This window comes from Dactylosporangium sp. NPDC049742 (genome assembly GCF_040674675.1).
In the GTDB taxonomy this organism is placed as follows: Bacteria; Actinomycetota; Actinomycetes; order Mycobacteriales; family Micromonosporaceae; genus Dactylosporangium; species Dactylosporangium maewongense.
In genome coordinates, this window is the sequence record NZ_JBFANF010000024.1 from 98850 (window position 1) to 120011 (window position 21162).

General features: G+C 72.3%; 14 protein-coding genes. 5 read left to right on the forward strand and 9 right to left on the reverse strand.

Going from position 1 to position 21162, the window contains the following annotated elements; translation table 11 throughout:
* Window positions 1-35: 35 nt before the first annotated feature.
* Window positions 36-2072: an amylo-alpha-1,6-glucosidase gene (locus tag AB0J72_RS27670; RefSeq protein WP_363403492.1), complete on the reverse strand. Its 2037-nt coding sequence runs from the start codon at window positions 2070-2072 to the stop codon at window positions 36-38.
* 241 nt (window positions 2073-2313) lie between these two features.
* On the opposite strand from AB0J72_RS27670, the gene glgX reads away from it, so the two are divergent.
* Genes glgX through treZ form a run of 3 tightly spaced genes read left to right on the forward strand, consistent with a single transcriptional unit; the run spans window position 2314 to window position 8390 of the window.
* Window positions 2314-4419: a glycogen debranching protein GlgX gene (gene glgX, locus AB0J72_RS27675; RefSeq protein WP_363403494.1), complete on the forward strand. Its 2106-nt coding sequence runs from the start codon at window positions 2314-2316 to the stop codon at window positions 4417-4419.
* A gap of 5 nt (window positions 4420-4424) precedes the next feature.
* The gene (gene treY / locus AB0J72_RS27680) at window positions 4425-6656 is read left to right on the forward strand and encodes a malto-oligosyltrehalose synthase (RefSeq protein ID WP_363403496.1); all 2232 of its coding nucleotides are present in this window, start codon (window positions 4425-4427) and stop codon (window positions 6654-6656) included.
* A 3-nt stretch (window positions 6657-6659) separates the two neighbouring features.
* Window positions 6660-8390 carry a malto-oligosyltrehalose trehalohydrolase gene (gene treZ / locus AB0J72_RS27685; protein WP_363403498.1) on the forward strand — a complete coding sequence of 577 codons (1731 nt, stop codon included), beginning with the start codon at window positions 6660-6662 and terminating at the stop codon, window positions 8388-8390.
* 1306 nt (window positions 8391-9696) lie between these two features.
* Here the strand turns inward: treZ and AB0J72_RS27690 are convergent.
* Both AB0J72_RS27690 and AB0J72_RS27695 read right to left on the reverse strand, forming a co-directional pair.
* Window positions 9697-10563, reverse strand: coding sequence for an SRPBCC domain-containing protein (locus AB0J72_RS27690; RefSeq protein WP_363403500.1), 867 nt, complete (start codon window positions 10561-10563; stop codon window positions 9697-9699).
* Window positions 10556-10897, reverse strand: coding sequence for a metalloregulator ArsR/SmtB family transcription factor (locus tag AB0J72_RS27695; RefSeq protein WP_363403502.1), 342 nt, complete (start codon window positions 10895-10897; stop codon window positions 10556-10558). Before AB0J72_RS27695 ends, AB0J72_RS27690 begins: the two co-directional genes overlap by 8 nt.
* A 160-nt stretch (window positions 10898-11057) precedes the next feature.
* On the opposite strand from AB0J72_RS27695, the gene AB0J72_RS27700 reads away from it, so the two are divergent.
* Both AB0J72_RS27700 and AB0J72_RS27705 read left to right on the forward strand, forming a co-directional pair.
* Window positions 11058-12773 (forward strand): family 43 glycosylhydrolase, encoded by a 1716-nt coding sequence (locus tag AB0J72_RS27700; RefSeq protein WP_363403504.1) that lies wholly within the window; start codon window positions 11058-11060, stop codon window positions 12771-12773.
* A gap of 61 nt (window positions 12774-12834) precedes the next feature.
* Window positions 12835-13428, forward strand: coding sequence for a GNAT family N-acetyltransferase (locus AB0J72_RS27705; protein ID WP_363403507.1), 594 nt, complete (start codon window positions 12835-12837; stop codon window positions 13426-13428).
* Between the two features lie 3 nt (window positions 13429-13431).
* Here the strand turns inward: AB0J72_RS27705 and AB0J72_RS27710 are convergent, their stop codons facing one another.
* From AB0J72_RS27710 to AB0J72_RS27735, 6 genes are read right to left on the reverse strand one after another with little or no spacing between them, the layout of a single operon-like run.
* Window positions 13432-14802 (reverse strand): SPFH domain-containing protein, encoded by a 1371-nt coding sequence (locus AB0J72_RS27710; RefSeq protein WP_363403509.1) that lies wholly within the window; start codon window positions 14800-14802, stop codon window positions 13432-13434.
* A 51-nt stretch (window positions 14803-14853) separates the two neighbouring features.
* Entirely contained in the window at window positions 14854-16596 is a 1743-nt protein-coding gene (locus AB0J72_RS27715; RefSeq protein WP_363403511.1) for a 4-alpha-glucanotransferase, read from the reverse strand.
* A 46-nt stretch (window positions 16597-16642) separates the two neighbouring features.
* Window positions 16643-17467 carry an MEDS domain-containing protein gene (locus AB0J72_RS27720; RefSeq protein ID WP_363403513.1) on the reverse strand — a complete coding sequence of 275 codons (825 nt, stop codon included), beginning with the start codon at window positions 17465-17467 and terminating at the stop codon, window positions 16643-16645.
* A 40-nt stretch (window positions 17468-17507) separates the two neighbouring features.
* Window positions 17508-18395, reverse strand: a complete 888-nt coding sequence (ppk2, locus tag AB0J72_RS27725; RefSeq protein ID WP_363403515.1) for a polyphosphate kinase 2 — start codon at window positions 18393-18395, stop codon at window positions 17508-17510.
* Between the two features lie 57 nt (window positions 18396-18452).
* Entirely contained in the window at window positions 18453-20081 is a 1629-nt protein-coding gene (locus AB0J72_RS27730; RefSeq protein ID WP_363403517.1) for a VWA domain-containing protein, read from the reverse strand.
* The gene (locus AB0J72_RS27735; RefSeq protein ID WP_363403519.1) at window positions 20078-21073 is read right to left on the reverse strand and encodes a hypothetical protein; all 996 of its coding nucleotides are present in this window, start codon (window positions 21071-21073) and stop codon (window positions 20078-20080) included. The genes AB0J72_RS27730 and AB0J72_RS27735 overlap by 4 nt, the downstream gene beginning before the upstream one ends.
* Window positions 21074-21162 lie beyond the last annotated feature (89 nt).

Genomic DNA, 21162 nt, shown 5'->3' on the forward strand with positions numbered 1-21162 from the left:
AGACGCGCATTGCGGATACCTCTCGTCGCCGACTGTCACCGTAGCGCGTTCCGGCGCTTGCGCGGAGCAGCATCGCGGGCCAATTTCAACTTTTCGGTCTTGCCGGAAGATGCCGTTTGCAACTTGCGATTCGCCCTGATGGCGGCCCTCGCGTGCAGCACCGCGGCGACCGAGCGGGCCGAGAACGGGGCGCCGGTCGCGCGGTGCGGAGCGTCACCCTCCGCGATCTCGCTGACGGAGCCGAGACCGCACTCGCCGAGGTGCGCCTCGACGGCGGTGAGCACGGTGTCCACCGGCAGCCCGGCCGCGATCCGCGCCTCGACGTACGGCCCCAGCAGCCACAGCCACGCGGTCCCCTGGTGATACGCCGTGTCGCGGGCGACCACGCCGCCGCGGTGGGTGCCGTGGTAGCCGTACTCGGCCGGGGCGAGGCTGCGCAGCCCGAGCGGCGTGACGAGGGTCGCCCCGATCGCCTGCAGCACCTGCGTGCGCAGCCGCGGCTCGTCGGCGGCCGGCGCGTACGGCAGGCTGAACGCCAGCAGCTGGTTGGGGCGCAGCACGGCGTCGTCGTGGATGCTGCCGCCGCCCTTCGGGTAGGCGGCCGGCCGGGCGTCGACGAGGTCGAAGAGCCACCCGTCGGGGGCCCGGAACCGCTTGACGACCTGGGCCTTCACCGCCTCCCGGCGGGAGTGCACGACGGAGGCGTCGCGGCCGCAGCGCTCCCGCAGCGCGCCGACGGCGCCGAGGGCGTTGGCCCACAGGGCGTTGAGCTCGACGGGCTTGCCGTCGCGCGGGGTGACGGGGCCGCGGGGCAGCCGCGCGTTCATCCAGGTGAGGCCGGACTCGTCGGCCTCGACGGCGAGCAGCCCGTCGGAGGTGTCGGCGCGCACGCCGTCGCGGGTGCCTTTGGTGTACGCCGCGATCACGCCCTCCAGCACGGGCAGCAGCTCCGCGGCGAGGGCGTCGTCGCCGGTACGGGCGACGTGCCGCTCGGCGGCGTGCACGAACCACAGCGGCCCGTCGCAGTCGCCCAGCCGGGAGGCGCGCATCCGCTCGGGGAGGTCGGCGTGGGCCCGCAGCAGCCGGGCCCCCTCGTCGAACCGTCCGGTGGCGAGGAACAGGCCCTCGTAGGCGGTCATCGTGTCGCGCAGGTAGCTGCCGAACCACGGATACCCGGCGACGACGTCGGGCGTCCCGTCGGGCTTCGTGACGATGCACTGGTCGGCGGCGAGCACGAGCGCCTTGTCGACGGCGTCGCGGGCACCGGCGGTGGCGGCGGTCCGCAGCAGCTTCCGCGCCCGGCGCCGCGTGTCGGCCACGACAGTGGCCGCCGCGGGAGGCACGGCGTCGAGGTCGCCGGACCAGGCGGACACCGAGAGCGTCTCGTCGAGGGCCAGGGTGGCCTGGAACGTGCCGGCGGCCCACAGGTCCTCGACCGGGTTCAGGCCCCGGGCCGCCTCCTCGCGGGCGTACGCGTCGAGGTACCACTCGCCGACCGGTCGGAAGTCCGGCCCGTCGACGCGGTAGGCGCCGTCGACGGTGAACCCGCCGCCCCCGGCGAGCTCGACCGCCGGCGGCTCGGTCGTCCGGTCCCGTTCGCCGTCGGCGTCGCGCCACGTGCACAGCGCGGTCAGCGTCAGCTCGACCGTGACGCCGGCGGGCGCGTCGACGAGCCGGTGCACGACGGCGACGCTGTTGCGCCCGTGCATCATCGCGACCTCGCGCTCGATCACGACCTCGCCGATCCGCCAGCGCCAGCGCGGCACGCCGTCGGCGAGCTCGAAGTGCTCGAGGTGGTGGTGGCCGGCCGGGTCGATCGCGCCGGACGCCCACTCGTGCACGGCGAGGCGCACGGCGGCTCCGCCGGGCAGGGTGACGACGGGGTCGAGGGCGGCGAGCGCGAGGTGCCGGTCCGGGGTCACGAGCAGGCCGTGGTACCGCCGGGTGCGGAGCCCCGCGACCGTCCCGTTCGCGTAGCCACCGGTCCCGTCGGTGACGAGCCACTCGTGTTCGAACCCGGAAGCCGAGCCGCAGACATGGGGGCCGAAGGTCATGACCGATCCCGGGGGCATGTGCCCAACTATGATCCAATCCCCCTTGTTTGAAACGTGCGCCACACGAATTTCGGGTGTGATTCATCCCGGGCACCTGTCGGAAAGCCGACGCGCCCCGGCGCACGATTCATTATTGATGGCACTGGGCATATGGCAGCCAGCTTCGCGCGTACCCGCGCGTGAACTTTCGACGCACGTAACACTGTGGCAACGCCGCACCCGTTGAGCACTGGTGCCGGCTGATGGATCAGGAGTTGAGATGCAGGTTTGGCCGGGCAACCGGTACCCGTTGGGTGCTACGTACGACGGGCAGGGCACGAACTTCGCGATCTTCTCCGAGGTGGCAACGGCCGTCGAACTGTGCCTGTTCGACGACAACGACGTCGAGGAGCGCATCAAGCTCGTCGAGGTCGACGCCTTCGTGTGGCACGCCTACCTGCCTGGTGTCGACCCGGGACAGCGCTACGGCTTCCGCGTGCACGGTGACTACGACCCGGCGCGGGGACTACGCTGCAACCCGCACAAGCTGCTGCTGGACCCGTACGCCAAGGCGATCGACGGCGACATCACCTGGGACCCGGCCGTCTACGGGTACGACTTCAACGACCCCGAACAGATGTCCACCGCCGACTCCGCGCCGTTCATGCCGAAGGCCGTCGTGGTGAACCCGTGGTTCGACTGGGGCAACGACGCCGCGCCGCGCATCCCGTACCACCACACCGTGGTGTACGAGGCGCACGTGAAGGGCCTGACGATGCGCCACCCGGACGTGCCGGAGGAGCTGCGCGGCACGTACTCCGGCATCGCCCACCCGGCGATCATCGAGCACCTGCGCCGGCTCGGCGTCACCGCCCTGGAGCTGCTGCCGGTGCACCACTTCGTGCACGACCAGCGCCTGGTGGAGCTCGGCCTGTCCAACTACTGGGGCTACAACACGATCGGCTTCTTCGCCCCGTACCACGGCTACGCGCGGCGGCACCGCGGCCAGCAGGTCCAGGAGTTCCGCGGCATGGTCAAGGCCCTGCACGCGGCCGGCATCGAGGTCATCCTCGACGTCGTCTACAACCACACCGCCGAGGGCAACCACCTCGGCCCGACGCTCGGCTTCAAGGGCCTGGACAACGGGCACTACTACAAGCTCGAGGACGACGACAACCGCTACTACACCGACTACACGGGCACCGGCAACAGCCTCAACGTGCGCAACCCGCACACCCTGCAGCTCATCATGGACTCACTGCGCTACTGGGTGACGGAGATGCGCGTCGACGGGTTCCGCTTCGACCTCGCCTCGACCCTGGCCCGCGAGTTCTACGAGGTCGACCGCCTGTCGACGTTCTTCGAGGTCGTGCAGCAGGACCCGGTCGTCAACCAGGTGAAGCTGATCGCGGAGCCGTGGGACGTCGGCCCGGGCGGCTACCAGGTCGGCAACTTCCCGCCGCTGTGGACGGAGTGGAACGGCAAGTTCCGCGACACGGTCCGCGACTTCTGGCGCGGGGAGCCCGCGACGCTCAGCGAGTTCGCGTCGCGGATCTGCGGCTCGGCGGACCTGTACCAGGAAGACGGCCGGCTGCCGTTCGCCAGCATCAACTTCGTCACCTGCCACGACGGCTTCACGCTCAACGACCTGGTGTCGTACAACGAGAAGCACAACGAGGCGAACACCGAGGACAACCGCGACGGGGAGAGCCACAACCGGTCGTGGAACTGTGGCGTCGAGGGCCCCACCGACAACCCCGACATCAACGCGCTGCGGGCGAAGCAGCGGCGCAACTTCCTGACCACGCTGATGCTGTCGCAGGGCGTGCCGATGATCGCCGCCGGCGACGAGCTCGGCCGCACCCAGGGCGGCAACAACAACGCGTACTGCCAGGACAACGACATCAGCTGGATCGACTGGGACGACGTCGACGAGCAGCTGCTCGCCTTCACCCGGGGGCTCGCGGCGTTCCGGGAACGGCACCGGGTGTTCCGCCGCCGGCGGTTCTTCACCGGGCGGCCCGTGGCCCGGCAGGAGGGCACGCCCATCCCGGACGTGGCGTGGTTCGCCACCGACGGCCGGCAGATGACCGAGGAGGACTGGGACAACCAGTTCGGCAAGGCGCTCATGCTGTTCGTCAACGGCCAGTCGATCACCGAGCGGGGGTCGCACGGCGAGCGGCACGTCGACGACTCGTTCCTGCTGTGCTTCAACGCGCACTACGAGCCGGTCGACTTCGTCATCCCGCAGGCGGACTACGGCAAGGAGTGGGAGCTGGTGATCGCGACCGCGCCCGGGTCGGCCCGCGGCGGCGTGTCGTACACCGCCGGCGGGACCCTCGTGGTGCCGGACCGGTCCCTCGTCGTGCTCGACCGGACCGTGTGATCGGCGTGGCGGCGAACATCCCGTCCGGGACGTACCGCGTCCAGGTGCGCCCCGACTTCGACCTCGACGCGGCCGCCGGGCTCGCCGGCTACCTGCACGACCTCGGCGTGAGCCACCTGTACTCGGCGCCGCTGCTCGCCGCGACACCCGGCTCCCCGCACGGCTACGACGTGGTCGACCCGACCCGGGTCAACCCGGAGCTGGGCGGCCGGGAGGCGCTGCGGCGGCTGGTCGAGGCGCTGCGGCAGCAAGGGCTGGGCCTGGTCGTCGACATCGTGCCCAACCACATGGGCCTGTTCCAGCCGGCCGCGAACCCGGCCTGGTGGGACGTCCTGACGCACGGCCCGGCCTCCCGCTACGCGTCGTGGTTCGACATCGACTGGTCCGCGGGCCCCATCGTGGTGCCGGTGCTGGGCGCCGCCTCGGACATCGCTGAACTGTCGGTCTCCGGAGCCGAGCTGCGCTACTACGAGCACCGCTTCCCGATCGCCCCGGGCACCGGTGACGGCACCCCGCAGGAGGTGCACGACCGGCAGCACTACCGGCTCGTCGACTGGCGGCGCGGCAACGAGCTGCTCAACTACCGCCGGTTCTTCGCCGTGACGGAGTTGGCGGGTGTACGGGTGGAGGACCCGGCCGTGTTCGACGCCACCCACCGGGAGGTGCTGTCCTGGGTGGCCGACGGCGACGTCGACGGCATCCGGGTCGACCACCCCGACGGGCTGCGCGACCCCGGCGGGTACCTCGCCACGCTGCGCGAACGGGCCCCGGACACGTGGCTGCTCGTGGAGAAGATCCTGGAGCGCGGCGAGCCGCTCCCGCCGCACTGGCCCGTCGACGGCACCACCGGCTACGACGCCCTCGGCGACGTGTGCGGCCTGTTCATCGACCCGGCCGGCGCCCCGCCGGTCGACGGCGAGGACTGGCCCGAGGAGGCGCACGGGCAGAAGCTGGACGCGACCCGGCGGCTGTTCCCGGCGGAGCTGCGCCGCCTCGCCGCCCTCGCGCCCGGCCCCCTGACGGTCGACGTCCTGGCGGAGCTCGCCTCGAACTTCCACGTGTACCGCACGTACCTGCCGTACGGCCGGGACGACTTCGACGCCGCCGTCGCGGAGACGAAGCGCCGCCGGCCCGACCTCGCCGAGGCGCTGGACGGCCTCGTCCCCCGCCTCACCGACCCCGCCGACGAGCTGTGCGCCCGCTTCCAGCAGCTCACCGGCGCCGTCATGGCCAAGGGCGTCGAGGACACCGCCATGTACCGGTGGAACCGGTTCGTCGCCCTCAACGAGGTCGGCGGCGACCCGTCCCGCTTCGGCGTGCCGCCGCTGGAGTTCCACGCCGCCGCGGTCCGCCGCCTCGAGGAGTGGCCGGCCGGGATGACGACCCTGTCGACCCACGACACGAAGCGCGGCGAGGACGTCCGGGCCCGCCTCGCGGTCCTGTCCGAGGCGCCGGACCTGCTCGCGCCGCTGCTCGGCCGGGCCGGCATCCCGGACCCGTCGTTCGAGGCGCTGTTCTGGCAGACCGTGGTCGGCGCGTGGCCGCTGACCGCCGAGCGGCTGCAGGCGTACCTGACGAAGGCGGCCCGGGAGGCGAACCGCTCGACCTCGTGGGGCAACCCCGACCCGGCCTTCGAGGCGACGTTCGCCGCCGCCGTGCGGCTGCTGTCCGAGGACGCCGCCCTGCGCGCCGAGGTCGACACGATCGTGGCGGGGATCCGCCCCTTCGGCTGGTCCAACGCCCTCGGGCAGAAGCTGGTGCAGCTGACCATGCCCGGCGTCCCCGACGTCTACCAGGGCACGGAGCTGTGGGAGGACTCGCTCGTCGACCCCGACAACCGCCGCCCCGTCGACTTCGCCGAGCGGCGCGACCTCCTCGCCGCGCTGGATGCCGCCGCTGTACAGCCGCCCGTGGACTCCTCGGGTGTGGCGAAGCTCCTCGTCGTCAGCCGGGCGCTGCGGCTGCGCCGGGACCGGCCGGAGCTGTTCCGCGGCTACCAGCCGGTGCCCACCACCGGTGACAGTGCCGGCCACACGATCGCCTTCGACCGGGGCGGCGCCCTGACCGTCGCCACGCGGCTGCCGCTGCGCCTCGCCGCCGCCGGCGGCTGGGACAGCGAAACCCTGGTGCTGCCCGGCGGCGCCTGGACCGACGTCCTGACCGGCCGCGCGATCGCCTCCACGCGGGTCGGCGACATCCTCTCGACGTACCCCGTCGCGCTCTTGGTGAGGGAGTAGCCCGTGCACGAGTTCCGCGTCTGGGCCCCGTCCGCTTCCACCGTCTCGCTGTCCGTCGGCGACTCGTCCTCGGCTTCCTCGGCCTCCTTGCCTTCCTTGCCGATGGCCGCTGCCCATGACGGCTGGTGGACGCTGACCGTGCCGGACGCCGGCCACGGCACCGACTACGGATTCGTCCTCGACGGCGGCGAGGTCCTGCCCGACCCCCGCTCCAGGCGGCAGCCGTCAGGCGTGCACGGCCTGAGTCAGGTGTACGACCATGCCTCGTACACCTGGAACGACCGCGAATGGACGGGCCGCCAGCTACCCGGCAGCGTGATCTACGAACTGCACGTCGGCACGTTCACCCCCGGCGGCACGTTCGACACCGCGATCGAGAAGCTCCCCTACCTGCGGGACCTCGGCATCGACATGATCGAGCTGCTGCCCGTCAACACGTTCAACGGCACCTGGAACTGGGGCTACGACGGCGTCGGCTGGCACGCCGTCCAGGAGTCCTACGGCGGCCCCGATGGCCTCAAGCGCTTCATCGACGCCGCGCACACCCACGGCCTGGGCGTGATCATCGACGCGGTCTACAACCATTTCGGCCCGTCCGGCGCGTACACGCCGGCCTTCGGCCCCTACCTGTCCGCGGGCGCGAACACGTGGGGCCGCTCGCTGAACCTCGACGAGGCCCACTCCGGCGAGGTCCGCCGCTTCATCATCGACAGCGCCCTGCAGTGGCTGCGCGACTACCACGCCGACGGCCTGCGCCTCGACGCCGTCCACGCCCTCGTCGACCGCGGCGCCACCCACCTGCTGGAGGAGCTCGCCGTCGCCGTGGACGCGCTGTCCACCGCCGTCGGCCGCCCCCTGTCGCTCATCGCCGAGTCCGACCTCAACGACGCCAAGCTCGTGACGGCCCGCGAGGCCGGCGGCTACGGCCTGCACGCCCAGTGGGACGACGACGTGCACCACGCCCTGCACGCCCTGCTCACCGGCGAACGGCAGGGCTACTACGGCGACTTCGGCTCCCCCGCCTGCTTCGCCACCGTCTGGACGTCGGCCTTCTTCCACGCCGGCACCTGGTCCTCCTTCCGGGGCAGGGTGCACGGCCGCCCCGTCGACACGCTCCGGATTCCCGGCCACCGCTTCGTGGTCTGCCTGCAGAACCACGACCAGATCGGCAACCGCGCCACCGGCGACCGCCTGACCGCGAACCTCTCCGACGGCCTGCTCAAGGTGGGCGCGACGCTGCTGCTCACGTCCCCCTTCACCCCGATGCTCTTCATGGGCGAGGAGTTCGCCGCCCGCACCCCGTGGCAGTTCTTCACCAGCCACCCCGAGCCCTCACTGGCCACGGCCGTCCGCGAGGGCCGCCGCGAGGAGTTCGCCGCCCACGGCTGGCCACCCGGCGACGTCCCCGACCCTCAGGACCCGGCCACCTTCGACCACTCCCACCTGGACTGGTCCGCCCAGGACCCGTCGATGCTGGCGGTGTACCGGTCGCTGATCGCCCTCCGCAAACACCACCCCGCCCTGTCCGACCCGCGCCTCCCTCTGGTCGAGGTCACCCACGACGACGGCGTCCTGCTGATCCGCCGCGGCCCCCACACCGTCGCGGCAAACCTGACCTCAACCCCCCGCACCGTCCCCCTCTCCGCACCCTGCCTCCTCTTCACCACCGACGAATCGACCATCCTCCAGTCCGACTCCCTCACCCTCCCCCCAGAATCCGCCGCCATTCTGTAATTCCCCCCACCGCTGCCGCGGCGGGGCCCGGCGGGGATTCTCACCCGCAGCCCCAATGCGCCGCTCCGCGGCGCACAGCCCGCGCCTGCGCGCGTGGCTGGGATTGCGCGTGCGCGCCGCATCCCGTGGCCACCGCAGTCTGTGGCCACCGCAGTCTGTGGCCACCGCAGTCTGTGGCCACCGCAGTCTGTGGCCACCGCAGTCTGTGGCCACCGCAGTCTGTGGCCACCGCACCTCAGGGCCACCGCACCTCAGGGCCACCGTCCGCCCTGACCGCCGGCGGCGTCACCTACGTGTCGCACCCGGGGGTGGCCCGCCGCCGCAGGCTCGGCCACCCGGACCTCCCAACCCGCCCTGACCGCCCGCAGCGACACCCACGCGACGCACCCGGGGGTGGCCCGCCGCCGCAGGCTCGGCCACCCGGACCTCCCGACCCGCCCTGACCGCCCGCAGCGACACCCACGCGACGCACCCGGGGGTGGCCCGCCGCCGCAGGTTCGGCCACCCGGACCTCCCGGCCCGCCCTGGCCGAGTGCAGCGACACCTGCATGGGTCCACTTGGCGACCGACCGACGCCGACCTGCCATTTCCGTCGCCAACGACGCGGCACCGGGCGGGCCGGCGACGCAGCGTCAGACTCGACGGTCGTGGCTGTCCAACCGGCGTGGCCGTCCGCGGTGACGTTTGCACGCGCGTACAGGCGCCGAACGACAGGCCGCTCTGGCTGTCCGAACCGCTCTGGCCGCCGCAGCGGTCTGGCGAGCAGCGCGACGTTGAACTGCGAGTGCTGATCAGCTCCACCCGTCGGGTCCAGATCAGCGGCACGCGTCGCACGTCTGGCGATCGCGACTGGTCCTCTCGAATCCGCCACCCCCCTTTCTGGTCGTCTCCCCGAAAACGTCGCTGCAGCTGGCGGTACCGACACTCCATCACAGGGGTACGACAAAAACCCTGCCGGTGGATCGGTCAACCGGCGGCGCCTGGGTGTGGCGGGCGGCTGGGCTTGAGGTGGGCGACGGCTGCGGCGGCGAGGAGGGCCAAGCAGCCGACCTCAAGTCCAGCCGACGATGACGGCCGCCGCGTGGGACGGGAACGTCATCGGCACCCGGAGAAGCCTGGATCCCCCGGGCGCCCGCCCACAGCCGCGTCACCTCGTCGCCGGTGTGGGCGAGGATCACGGCGCAGCTGTGGGCGGGGTCGGCGGCGAGCAGCAGGTGCACCGCCGACCAACGAGAAGCCGACCATAGAGAAGCCGACCAAAACGAAGCCGACCACAACGAAGCCGACCAAAACGAAGAACGAAGCGTCAGGACCGCGGCGGGATCTCCTGCAGCAGCCAGGTGTTGCCGTCGGGGTCGGTGAGGGCGGCGTACAGGATGCCGCCCATGTCGTCGACGGCGGCGACCTCGACGCCGCGGGCGAGCAGCAGCTCCCGGGACTTGTGGATGTCGGCGACGACGAGGTGCAGGCCGCGCAGCGTGCCTGCGGGCAGGTCGAGGCCCGGCAGGTTCTTGTACAGCACGATCGAGCACGCCGAGCCGGGTGGGGTGAGCTGCGTGACGCGGACGTCGTCGTTGGGCTTGATGTCGTGGTCGAGGTGGAAGCCCAGCAGGTCGGCGTAGAACCCGATGGCGCGGTCGACGTCGGCGACGGGCACCGGCACCAGTTCGAGGCGCATGTCGGGCACCGGCGGGAGGGTGACGCCCTGCGCGTAGGACTCCAGGCTGGTGAAGCCGGCCTCGAGGCCTTCCTTCATCCCGGACTGCAGGGCGGCGTCGCGCGCCGACTGCGACGGGTAGCGCACGAGGGTCGTGACGGTGGTGTGGCTGCCGGCGGCCTCGAACGTCACGGTGTTGAGCGTCTCGGGGAACCCGGGGCCCCACGTCTCGGTCGCCACGAGCCGCAGCGGGCGCCGCACCTCGGTGAACGTGCCGGTGAGCGTCATCTCGGCGGCGCCCTCGCCGCGCAGCACGTACCGGAAGGTGCCGCCGGGGCGCAGGTCGATCTCGCAGACCGGCATGGTCCACCCGGGCGGGCCGGTCATCCAGTTGGGCAGGTGCTCGGGGTTGGTGTAGCAGTCGAAGACCAGGGCCCGCGGCGCCGCGAGGGTCCGCCGGATCTGGATCTCCACGTCGCTGGGCAGGTCGAACGCGGTGGCGTTGGCGTCAATCATCGGTGCCGTCCTTCTGCTGCAGGGTCTGCAGGTAGCTGTCGAGTCGGGCGTAGCTCTCGTCCCAGAACCGCCGGTATTCCTCGGCGAACTCCGTCACCTCGCGCATGGGGGCCGCCTCCAGCCGGCAGGGGCGCCACTGCGCCTCGCGGCCGCGGCTGATCAGGCCGGCGTGCTCCAGCACCCGCAGGTGCTTGGAGATCGCCGGGCCGCTCATGGCGAACGGCGCGGACAACTCCTTCACGGTCGCCTCGCCGCGGGTCAGCCGGGCCAGGATCGCCCGCCGGGTCGGGTCGGCGAGCGCCGCGAAGGTCAGGCTGAGCTGATCGGTGACCATGGGTTACCTCACCAGTTGGTTATCTAACCTCTCGGTTATTTAATGCCGCCGGTGTACCGAAGTCAAGCCGAACAATTTCCAACACGATCTTTCACAAGGCGTCGCAGATGCGCATAATCGGGCATCGACACACCGCCATGTGTCAGGTCAGGAGTTTGCGATGAAACGTGTCCTCGCCCTGGCGGCGCTGCTCGTGGGGCTGCTCGTGGCCCCCGTGCCGCCCGCCGTCGCCGCCACCTCGGGGAACCCGATCCTCCCCGGGGACCACCCGGACCCATCGATCGAGTTGTTCAACGGCGCTTACTACGTGTACACGACCGCGAGCGGCGGCACGACCGACGCGCCCGGCCGGTACTTCCACGCGTGGCGCTCCACAGACCTCACCAACTGGGTCGACGCCGGCGTCGTGCTGGACCGCGCCACGGTCAGCTGGGCCTCCACCGACACCCGCACGTGGGCGCCGGACATGGTGTACCGCAACGGGAAGTACTACTTCTACACGGCGATCGCCACGTCCGTCGCCGTCGCCGTCTGCGACTCCCCCGTCGGCCCGTGCCGCGACAAGGGCTCGCCCCTCCTCCAGGGGAAGATCTTCAACGGCATCGAGGCGATCGACCCGATGGTGTTCGTCGACGACGACGGCCAGGCGTACCTGTACTTCGGCGGCTCCGCCGGCGGCGGCAACATGGGCGTCTTCCGGCTCAACGCCGACATGACCTCGGTCAGCGGCGCGGTCACCGTCCAGCGGCCGCAGAACTTCACCGAGGCGCCGTTCGTGTTCAAGCGGGCCGGCCGCTACTACCTGCAGTACTCCAACGGCTCGTACGCCGACAACAGCTACAACGTGCAGTACTCCACCGGCCCGGGCCCGCTCGGCCCGTGGACCTACGGCGGGCAGATCCTGTCCGCGGCCGGCGCCTACAACGGTCCCGGCCACAACGGCATGCTGCAGTACCCGGGCACCGACGACTGGTACATGGTTTACCACCGCTACCAGAACGGCGACTACAGCAAGCGGTACGCGGCGCTGGACCGCATGTACTTCAACGGTGACGGCACGATCGCGCGGGTCACGATGACCGCGACGGGTGTCGAGGCCCGGCCCGCCCCGGCCGCCGGCGGGTTCCTCACCGGCCCGGGCGGCAAGTGCGTCGACGTGTCCGGCGACGACTCCGGCGGCAACGGCGCCGCGGTCCAGCTGTGGGACTGCCTGGCGTCGGCCGGCGACCAGCACTGGACGGCGTCCGGCGGCACCCTGCGCACCCTGGGCCGCTGCCTCGACGTCACGGGCGGCTCGACCGCCAACGGCGCCCTCGTCCAGTTGTGGGACTGCAACGGCGGCGGCGCGCAGCAGTGGGTGCCGCAGGCCAACGGCTCGCTGCGCAACCCGGCGTCGGGCCGCTGCCTGGACTCCCCCAACGGCGCCACCGCCAACGGCACCCGCCTGCGGATCTGGGACTGCAACGGCTCCGCCGCGCAGGTGTTCCGCCTGGCGACGGGCACGATCGCCGGGCCGGGCGGCAAGTGCGTCGACGTCAACGGCGACGACATCGGCGTCAACGGCGCCCGCGTCCAGCTGTGGGACTGTCTGGCGTCCGCCGCCGACCAGCACTGGACCCCGTCCGGCGGCACTCTGCGCACCCTGGGCCGCTGCCTGGACGTCGCCGGCAACGTGACCACCAACGGCGCCGCGGTCCAGCTGTGGGACTGCAACGGCGTCGGCGGCCAGCAGTGGACCCAGCAGGCGGACGGCTCGCTGCGCAACCCGCAGTCCGGCCGCTGCCTCGACTCCCCCAACGGCGCCACCGCCAACGGCACCGCCCTGCGCATCTGGGACTGCAACGGCTCAGCCGCCCAGCAGTTCCGCCTGAGCTAGAGCCGGACAGCAGTTCCGGCTCAACTCAAGCTGCCGGCGCCGTCGGGTACCGTCGACAACCATGGTCGACACGGCGGCGCCGGTACTGCGGTGCGGGTTCGGCGGGGCGCACAGCGCGACGACGGCACGGCTGGAGGTGTCGGTGCCGCGCCGGCAGGAGCTGATCGACGTGTGGGCCGAGCTGGCCGACGCCGAGGCGAGGTTCCGGCTCGGCTGGGGCGCCGACGGCCCGTGGGTCGACCAGGACGACACGGATCCGATGGTCATCGCCGACGAGGGCGCCGAGTTCGTCGGCCGGGACCCGCAGACGGGTGTCGCCGTCGTCAGCGCGGGGTTCGGCCGCGCCGACGACGGCTACATGGAGGTCAGCGGCCTCGTCCACCCGGCGTTCCGCCGGTTCGGCTTCGGCCGGGAGGCCCTGCAGGTCGTGTGCGCCTTCGCCCACCGGCACTTCGGCGTCACGGAGCTGCGGGCCAGGTGCGAGACCGACAACGAGGCGAGCCGCCGCTGGCTCGCCTCGGCCGGGTTCCTGCCGGTTGAAGGGGTGTTCATGCACACGCTGCCGGACGGGCGGAGCATGGCGACGATCCGGTGGCGGCACCTCGACCCGACGGCCCGCCGCCGGTGCAGGCGCCCGTTCATGCCCGTCGAGTAGCCGTCACGGCTTCTTCAGGGTCGCCTGGAGCGCGCCAACGACGCCGGCCAGCTCCGCGAGGAGACCGCCGACGGTGGACGTGTCGTTGCCGCCGATGGTGACGGTGCGCAGCTCGGCGGGCTTCGGCAGCTTCGCGACGATCTCGGGCAGGGAGCCGACGAGCTTCGCCTGGATCGCCTCCGCGGACTGCGAGTTGTCGATCTCGCCGCGCAGCCGGGCCCGGTCGAGCTCGAGCAGCCCCTGCTCGTGGACGGCCTGGGCGCGGATCGCCTCGACGGCCAGCTCGCCGTTGACGGTGAGGCGGCGCAGCTCGGTGTCGCGTTCGATCCGCAGCCGGCCGATCTCCGCCTCCTCCGCGGCCCGGGACCGCTCCAGGGCCATGGCGTGCCGGGCGGTGGCGTCCTGCAGGTCGGCGAGGGCGCGGCTGTCCTCCTCCTGCCGTTGCGAGCGGCGCAGCTGCTCCTGCGCCTCCTGGTCGAACTGCACGGCGGCGTTGCGGGCGCGCAGCTCGGCCAGCTCCCGGTCGCTCTCGATCTGCTGGGTCTGCCGCAGCCGGGACGCGGCGAGCTCGCGGGCGCCGATCGCCTCGTCGGCGGCGAGCTCGGCGAGCCGGGCGATGCGGCCCTGCTCGGAGCGGTACGGCTTCTGCAGGTTCTCCCACAGCCGCGACGAGCTGACCACGGCCTCCTTGATCTGCACGGTGACGATCCGCAGGCCGAGACCGGCGGAGGGGTCGGCGGCGGAGTTGCCGGAGGTGCCTTCGGCGACGGCCCGCAGCCGGGCGGTGAGCTCCTCGATGATGGGCTGCTTGTCGCTGAGGACGTCGCTGACGCCGAGGGTGGCGACCTTGTCCTTGATCGCGGCCTCGGCCTGCTCCTTGAGCTGCAGGTTGACGAGGCGCATCGGGTCCTCGGCGTCGCCGAAGTCGAGCTTGCGGTACGCGGTGGAGAAGTCCTCGATGATCCACTGCACGTACGCCTGGACGAGGACGCCCTGCAGCTCCCGGCAGATGCAGAAGGCGTTGATCAGGATCGTCTGCATGGCGCCGGGCACGACGAGGTAGGAGTCGGTCGCCGGGTTGTACCGGAACGACACGCCGAGCCCGACGTGCAGGGGTTCGCTGCGGCCGCGGCGGGTGTGCACGACGAACGCGTTCGGCGGGACGATGACGGTCTTCCACCGGCCGAACCCGGTGACGCGGACCTCGACGGCGTTCGGCGCCGGCTGGCTCACCTGCTGCCGGCCGCCGCCGCGGGTCGGGCCGCCCGGCGCGGCGGCGGCCGGTGCCGCGACGCTGCGCTTGGACCGCAGGTCACTCTCGAGGCGCTCCTGCTGCGCGACGACCTGCTGAAGGTAGCTGTTCCCGCTCGACATCCGCCCGCTCCCTGATCGTGGGATTCCGGGCACCCATCTTGGGCGACCCCGTCAAGGGCGCGCCACCGATATGTCGGCGGAGTACAGGTCCGCGATCTGCTTCATCCGCGCGTCGGTGGTCAGCTCCTCCAGCGGCAGCGGCAGCGGGATCCGCCAGTTCGGGTACTGCGTGGTGGTCCCCGGCAGGTTCGGCTGGCGGACCTCGCCGAGGACGTCGTACGGGGAGGCGAGCACGATCCGGCACGGGGTGCGCAGCAGCAGCTGGTGCATGGCGAGGACGATCTCCTCGTCGGTGCTGTCGGGGCCGGTGAGCCCCTCGGCGTCCAGCAGGTCCAGCAGCGCCGTGCGGTCGGCGGTGGCGGCGGCCCACTCGAGTTTCACGTCGCGGGTGAGGACGCCGGCCTCGGCGCGGGACAGGACGTGCTCGCCGGACAGGAACCCGGCGGCGGTCGGCAGGTCGTGGGTGGAGATGCTGGCGAGCGCGTTCTCGGGCCAGTCGCCGGGCGGCAGGAACCGGCCGTCGTCGTCGCGGGTGAACCACAGCACGGCCGAGCCGAGGACGTTGCGGTCCTGCAGGGTGGTGGTGACGACCTCCTCGACGGTGCCGAGGTCCTCGCCGACGACGACCGCGCCGGCCAGCTTCGCCTCCTCGACGAGGATGCCGAGCATCGCCTCGTCGTCGTAGTACACGTACGTGCCCTGCGCCGGGGTCTGGCCCGGCGGCACCCACCACAGCCGCCACAGGCCGGCGACGTGGTCGACGCGCAGCCCGCCGGCGTGCCGGAAGATGTCGCGCAGCAGGGTCCGCCAGGCGGCGTAGCCGGTGTCGGCGAGCCGGTCCGGGCTCCACGTGGCGAGCCCCCAGTCCTGGCCCTGCTGGTTGAACGCGTCCGGCGGCGCGCCGATCTTCGCCCCGGCGGCGACGACGTCCTGCATCGTCCACGCGTCGGCGCCGCCGGGGTCGATGCCGACGGCGAGGTCGTGGATGATCCCGACGGTCATCCCGGCGGCGGCGGCGTTCGCGGCCGCCAGCTGCTCGGCGCAGCGCCGCTGCAACCAGATGTGGAACGCGACCGCCGCGGGGTCGGCGACCGCGTACGCGGCCGGTCCCGGCTGCCGCAGCTCGGCGGGCCAGGTCCGCCAGTCGGGGCCGTGGTCGGCGACGAGCGCGCAGTACACGGCGAAGTCCGCCAGCTCGGAACGCTCCGGGCGCTCGGGAGGCTCGGGGGCGGCACCCCCGGGCGCCGGGCACAGCAGGGCCAGCGCCGCGCGTTTCGCCCGCCACACGCCGTCGTAGTCGATCAGCCCGTCGGCCGGTCCGGCGGGGCGCAGCGCGTCGACGGCGGCGCGGACGTCCGGCGCGGCGGAGCGGTACTCGGGCAGGTCGGTGATCCGCAGGTACAGCGGGTTCACGAACCGGCGCGACGACGGCGAGTACGGCGAGGACGGCAGCGGATCGACGGGCGCGACGGCGTGCAGCGGGTTGACGAGGATCGCCCCGGCGCCCGTCGACGCGGCCCAGCGGGTGAAGGTGGCGAGGTCGGCGAAGTCGCCGACGCCCCACGAGCCGGCCGAACGCACCCCGTACAGCTGCAGCATCCACCCCCAGGTGCGCGGCACCGCCGGCAGCGGCGCGGACGGCACCACCGGCGCCCCGCCCGCCGCCGGGCCCGGCACCGCGGCGGGCGGCCCGAGCAGCGCCAGCACCGTCTGCACGACCTCGGGCGCGATGTCGACGCGCTCGTGGCCGGAGGTCTCGTAGTAGGTCGCTACACCGCGGGGAAAGGCAGGCACGCGCACAGTCATACCCCGCCGGCCCGGCGGCGAAGCACCCGACCCGTCAGGCGCCGCCGACCCGGTCGCGGAGCACGAGGCTCGGCACCTCGTCGGCGCCGACGAGGTCGAGTGCCTGCCGGACGCCGCGGGGGCAGCGCACGACGGTGTGCCGGTTGGGCCGGGACGCGGCGAACCCGACGATCGCGCGGGCCCCCGCGGCGTCGAGGAAGTGCAGGTCGCTGGCGTCGAGCAGCACGGTGCTGTCGGCCTCGCCGACCATGCCGAGGATCGACGGCAGCGCGCCGGTGTTGGAGGCGTCGAGCTCACCCGACAGCCGCAGGTGCGCACCCCAGCCGCCGACGGTGAACCGCAGCAGCGGCCCGGCGTGCGCGGCCGCGACCGCGCCGATGGTCTCCTTGTCGAAGCTGCGGCGGTCGTACAGGCAGAGCCCGCCGATCCGGCCGTCGCCGAAGAACGCGTTGACCGCCGACTCGTAGGCGACGAGGTCGGCGGCGGCGAACCCGGCCCGCAGCGTCCACGTCATCTTCCCGGCGACGAACACCGTCTGGAACCCGTCGGCGAACGCCTCGTCGCGGACGGTGGTGAGCCCGTCGAGCATCTGCTGGACCCGGCCGTCGCCGGACGCGGTGAAGCCGCTGCCGTACAGCAGGACGAGCAGCTGCCCGGCGGCCGCGTCGGGCGCGGCCGCGACGAGCTGCCGCGCCAGGTCGGTGTCGTCCGCGTCGAGGAACACGACCACCCGCCGGCCTGGGCGGACCCCGGTCCGCACGAACCCGGTGAGCAGGTCGCGGCACTCGTCGGCGGCGGCGTAGGTGGCGCTGACGTGCTCACCCAGCCGCCACGACGGCACCGTCCGCCCCTCCGACACCGCACAAGCCTATGGACAATCCACCGCCCAGGCTAGAGCGCTACAGCCGAGGTGCGTCACCGGTCGACTCGTCGGCCAGCGCGGCCGGGCCGATGATCAGCGGGTCGGGGTTGCGGACCAGGTCGGCGTCCTTGCCGTCGTAGTCGAAGCGGCTCAGCACGTGCCGCATCGCCTCGATGCGGGCGCGTTTCTTGTCGTTGGACTTGACCACGGTCCAGGGGGCGTCGGCGGTGTCGGTGTAGAAGAACATCGCCTCCTTCGCGTCCGTGTAGTCGTCCCACTTGTCGAGGGACGCGAGGTCCATCGGCGACAGCTTCCACTGCCGGACCGGGTCGACCTGCCGGATCAGGAACCGGGTCTTCTGCTCGTTGCGCGACACGGAGAACCAGAACTTGACGAGGTTGATCCCGGACCGCACGAGCATCCGCTCCAGCTCCGGCGCCTCCCGCATGAACTCCAGGTACTCGGCGCGGGTGCAGAAGCCCATCACCCGCTCGACGCCGGCCCGGTTGTACCAGGACCGGTCGAACAGCACGAACTCGCCGGCGGCCGGCAGGTGGTGCACGTACCGCTGGAAGTACCACTGCGTCGACTCGCGCTCGCTGGGCTTCTCCAGGGCGACGACCCGGGCGCCGCGCGGGTTGAGGTGCTCCATGAACCGTTTGATGGTGCCGCCCTTGCCGGCGGCGTCGCGCCCCTCGAACAGGATGACGAGCCGGTCGCCGCGGGCCTTCAGCGTGTACTGCAGCTTCAGCAGCTCGATCTGCAGGAGGCGTTTGGTGCGGTCGTACTCGTCGCGGGTCATCCGCTCGTCGTACGGGTAGTCCTCCCGCCAGGTGTCGACCGGCTGCCCGTCCTTGCGCAGCAGCACCGGGTCGTCATCGTCGTCGTCCTCGACCAGGTAGTCGTCGAGAGAGAGGTCAGCCATCCCATGGATGTACCCTCTCCCCCGCCGTTTCACCACTGCGGCAGTTTGAACAGCACGTTACTGGTATCCGCGGATCTCCTTGAACGCGCCGGCGAGGGCGCCGGTCGCCCGGGCGTCGAAGGTGCGGCCGCCGGTGAGGTTGCTGACCTCGGTCATCTCGCCGGTGTTGCTCTCGCCGAACAGGACGGTGAACACCGGCACCCGCGGCAGCTGCGGCACCTTCGCCCGGAACGCGGCGAGGTCGGCGCCGGCGGTGCGGGCACCGTCGGTGAGCAGCACGATCGACGTGACCCGGTCGTCGCCGCCCGCGCCGACCATGCCGTACGCGGCGAGCAGCGCGTCGTAGATGGCGGTGTCGCCGTCGGCCTTGAGCTGCTGCACGTGGGTGCGGATCTGCGCGAGGGTCGGCTCGAACCCGGCCTCCGGCAGCTCGAACGTCGTCGGGGCGCCGGGGCGGGTGCTGAACGGCAGCAGGATCACCTGTTCGCGGCCGTTGAACCGGCTGAACTGCCCGGACAGGCTCGTGTCGGCGCCGGTCAGCCCGGTCAGCGCGGTCTTGAGCCCGGCCAGCCGCTCGCCCTTCATCGACCCGGACAGGTCCAGCACGTAGATGGTGCGGGCGGGGCGGCGCAGCGAGTCGCCGAACGCGCCGATGAGCGCGTCGGCGGCGTCGAGCTTGCCGGGGAACGGCAGCTCCGGCAGGTTGCCGCTCTTCGGCCCGAACGCGGCGTCCAGGGTGAGCGACGGGTCGGGCACGGCCGGGCGGCGCCACGTCCGCTGCATGATCTGCCGCTGGACCGACGGCCGGCGCAGGTAGTCCGTCACCGCCGCGTAGTTGGTGCGGGCCTGCTCCGACGCCCCGGACAGCAGCGTCAGCGGGTAGTCGGCGGTGACGACCCCGTCGGCCGGGTAGACGACGGTGAGCGGTTCGGTGAGCTTCCCGGACGCGTTGAGCGACAGGATCACCGACTCGTAGTTGACGAGACCGTCGACGGGCCGGCCCTCGGCGCCGGCGCGCAGGTAGGCGTCCATGAGCCAGCCGGACGAGCCGGCGGTGAGGCTCTGCCCGGCGAAGAACGCCCGCAGCCGCGGCGTGATCGGCCCGATCTGGTCGGCGGTGAGGGCGGCGCCGGTCCCGGCGATCGCGGCGGCGACCCCGACCAGCGCCGCGAACCCGGAGTTGGACGCGGCCGGGTTCGTCATGCCGTAGCTGAACTTCCGCTCGCCGGCGGCGACCGCGATCTCGCTCCAGGTGGGGCGGGTGCCGCCGTCCTGCACCGACCAGCCCAGCTTCTGCGCGACGGAGCGGCGCAGGCCGAGCACGACCGGCGAGGTCGCGATCTTCGTGGCGGTGCCGGTGCGGGATGCGGCGTCCGGGTGCAGCTGCAGGTACCGGTTGCTGGCGAACCAGGTGGCGTCGTACTGCTTCGCCGCCCCGCCCTGCACCACCGACTCGACGCCGTCGAGGGTGCCGGTGGGGGTCAGCTTGACGGTGACACCGGTCGCCGCGGCCGCCTCGTCGAGGATCGGCTGCAGGTCGGCGAGCTCGCTGCCGGCCAGGACCCGCAGCACGCCGTCACCCTTGACGAACGGCTGCTCCCCCTTCGCGGCCTGCGGCGGGTCCGTGCAGGCGGCCAGGGAACCAACGACGACCAGGGCCACGGAGGCCACCAGGAGCTTCCTCATGCCAGTCTCTCTTCCAGCGCGTCGAGCAGCGCGTGCAATGTGGTTTCGTCCGGGGACGGGATGACGTCGGGGCCGCCGAGGGCGACCGCGCCGGGCGCGCCGGCGGTGCGGAACCCGTGCGCGGCGGCGAGGCGCTGCAGCTGCGGATCCGTCTGCAGCAGCTTCGCCAGCTCGGCGCCGGCGGCGGTGAACGGCACCACCGTGTGCTCGCTGACGATCGTCGGCTGCGGGTAGAGCAGGACGTGGTTGCCGCCCTTGCCGCGGTCCAGGAACTGGGCCTCGTAGACGAGCACCAGCGGCGCGAAGTTGGTGGTGCGGCTCAGCCAGCTCTCGAAGGGCTCCTCGGTGGTGGTGTCGACCGCGCCCTGGTCGGCGAAGAGCTTCGTGACCGCGTCGAGGTTCCCGCCGGTGACGTGGTTGAGGATCGCGGCGTAGAGCGCGGCGGAGTTCGAGTCGGCGGGCCGGGTGGTGGCGACGAGGACGGCCTGCTTGACCTGGAACGTGGCGTTGCCGGGGATCTGGTCCCAGCGCAGCTGCCGCTGGTTCGCCTCGACGAGCGCCTTCACGTCCAGGGTCCAGTGCCCGCCGGCGGCGGCGCGGCGGGCGAGGCCGGCGCTCTGCAGCAGGTCGACGATCGGGCTGGTGCTGGCGACCGCGAGGGGTGAGCTGAACACCGTGACGGCGGGGCCGGCGGGCTGACGGTGCCGGGCGATCTCCACGGCCGCCGGGGCGCTGCCGGGGAACGCGAAGTCGTAGCCGTCCAGCGGCATCTCGGCCATCCGGCGGGAGCCGGCCGGGTCGAGCCGCAGCCGGACGCCGTGCTCGGCGAGGGCGGCCTTGACCTCGGGGTCGGCGAAGAAGCCGGCCTTCTCCGAGCCGATCACCCCGGTGAGCTCGCGGGGGTCGGCGTCGCGGCCGAGGAGGTGGCCGATCGAGGCGCCGGCGACGACGAGCAGCACCACGAGGACGATGAGCCATCCGGTCCGTCTCACGCCCGTGATTGTGCCCCGCCGCCGCAAGGCTCTTGCCGTATATCTGCTGTTCAGACCGTGTTCACTTAGTCCACAGTGGATGATCGTTC

Excerpts from the sequence above, each read along its gene's own strand:
- AB0J72_RS27670 (WP_363403492.1), bottom strand. The coding sequence starts at position 2,072 with ATGCCCCCGGGATCGGTCATGACCTTCGGCCCCCATGTCTGCGGCTCG.
- glgX (WP_363403494.1), top strand. The coding sequence starts at position 2,314 with ATGCAGGTTTGGCCGGGCAACCGGTACCCGTTGGGTGCTACGTACGAC.
- AB0J72_RS27690 (WP_363403500.1), bottom strand. The coding sequence starts at position 10,563 with ATGATTGACGCCAACGCCACCGCGTTCGACCTGCCCAGCGACGTGGAG.
- AB0J72_RS27695 (WP_363403502.1), bottom strand. The coding sequence starts at position 10,897 with ATGGTCACCGATCAGCTCAGCCTGACCTTCGCGGCGCTCGCCGACCCG.
- AB0J72_RS27700 (WP_363403504.1), top strand. The coding sequence starts at position 11,058 with ATGAAACGTGTCCTCGCCCTGGCGGCGCTGCTCGTGGGGCTGCTCGTG.
- AB0J72_RS27705 (WP_363403507.1), top strand. The coding sequence starts at position 12,835 with ATGGTCGACACGGCGGCGCCGGTACTGCGGTGCGGGTTCGGCGGGGCG.
- AB0J72_RS27710 (WP_363403509.1), bottom strand. The coding sequence starts at position 14,802 with ATGTCGAGCGGGAACAGCTACCTTCAGCAGGTCGTCGCGCAGCAGGAG.
- ppk2 (WP_363403515.1), bottom strand. The coding sequence starts at position 18,395 with ATGGCTGACCTCTCTCTCGACGACTACCTGGTCGAGGACGACGACGAT.
- AB0J72_RS27730 (WP_363403517.1), bottom strand. The coding sequence starts at position 20,081 with ATGAGGAAGCTCCTGGTGGCCTCCGTGGCCCTGGTCGTCGTTGGTTCC.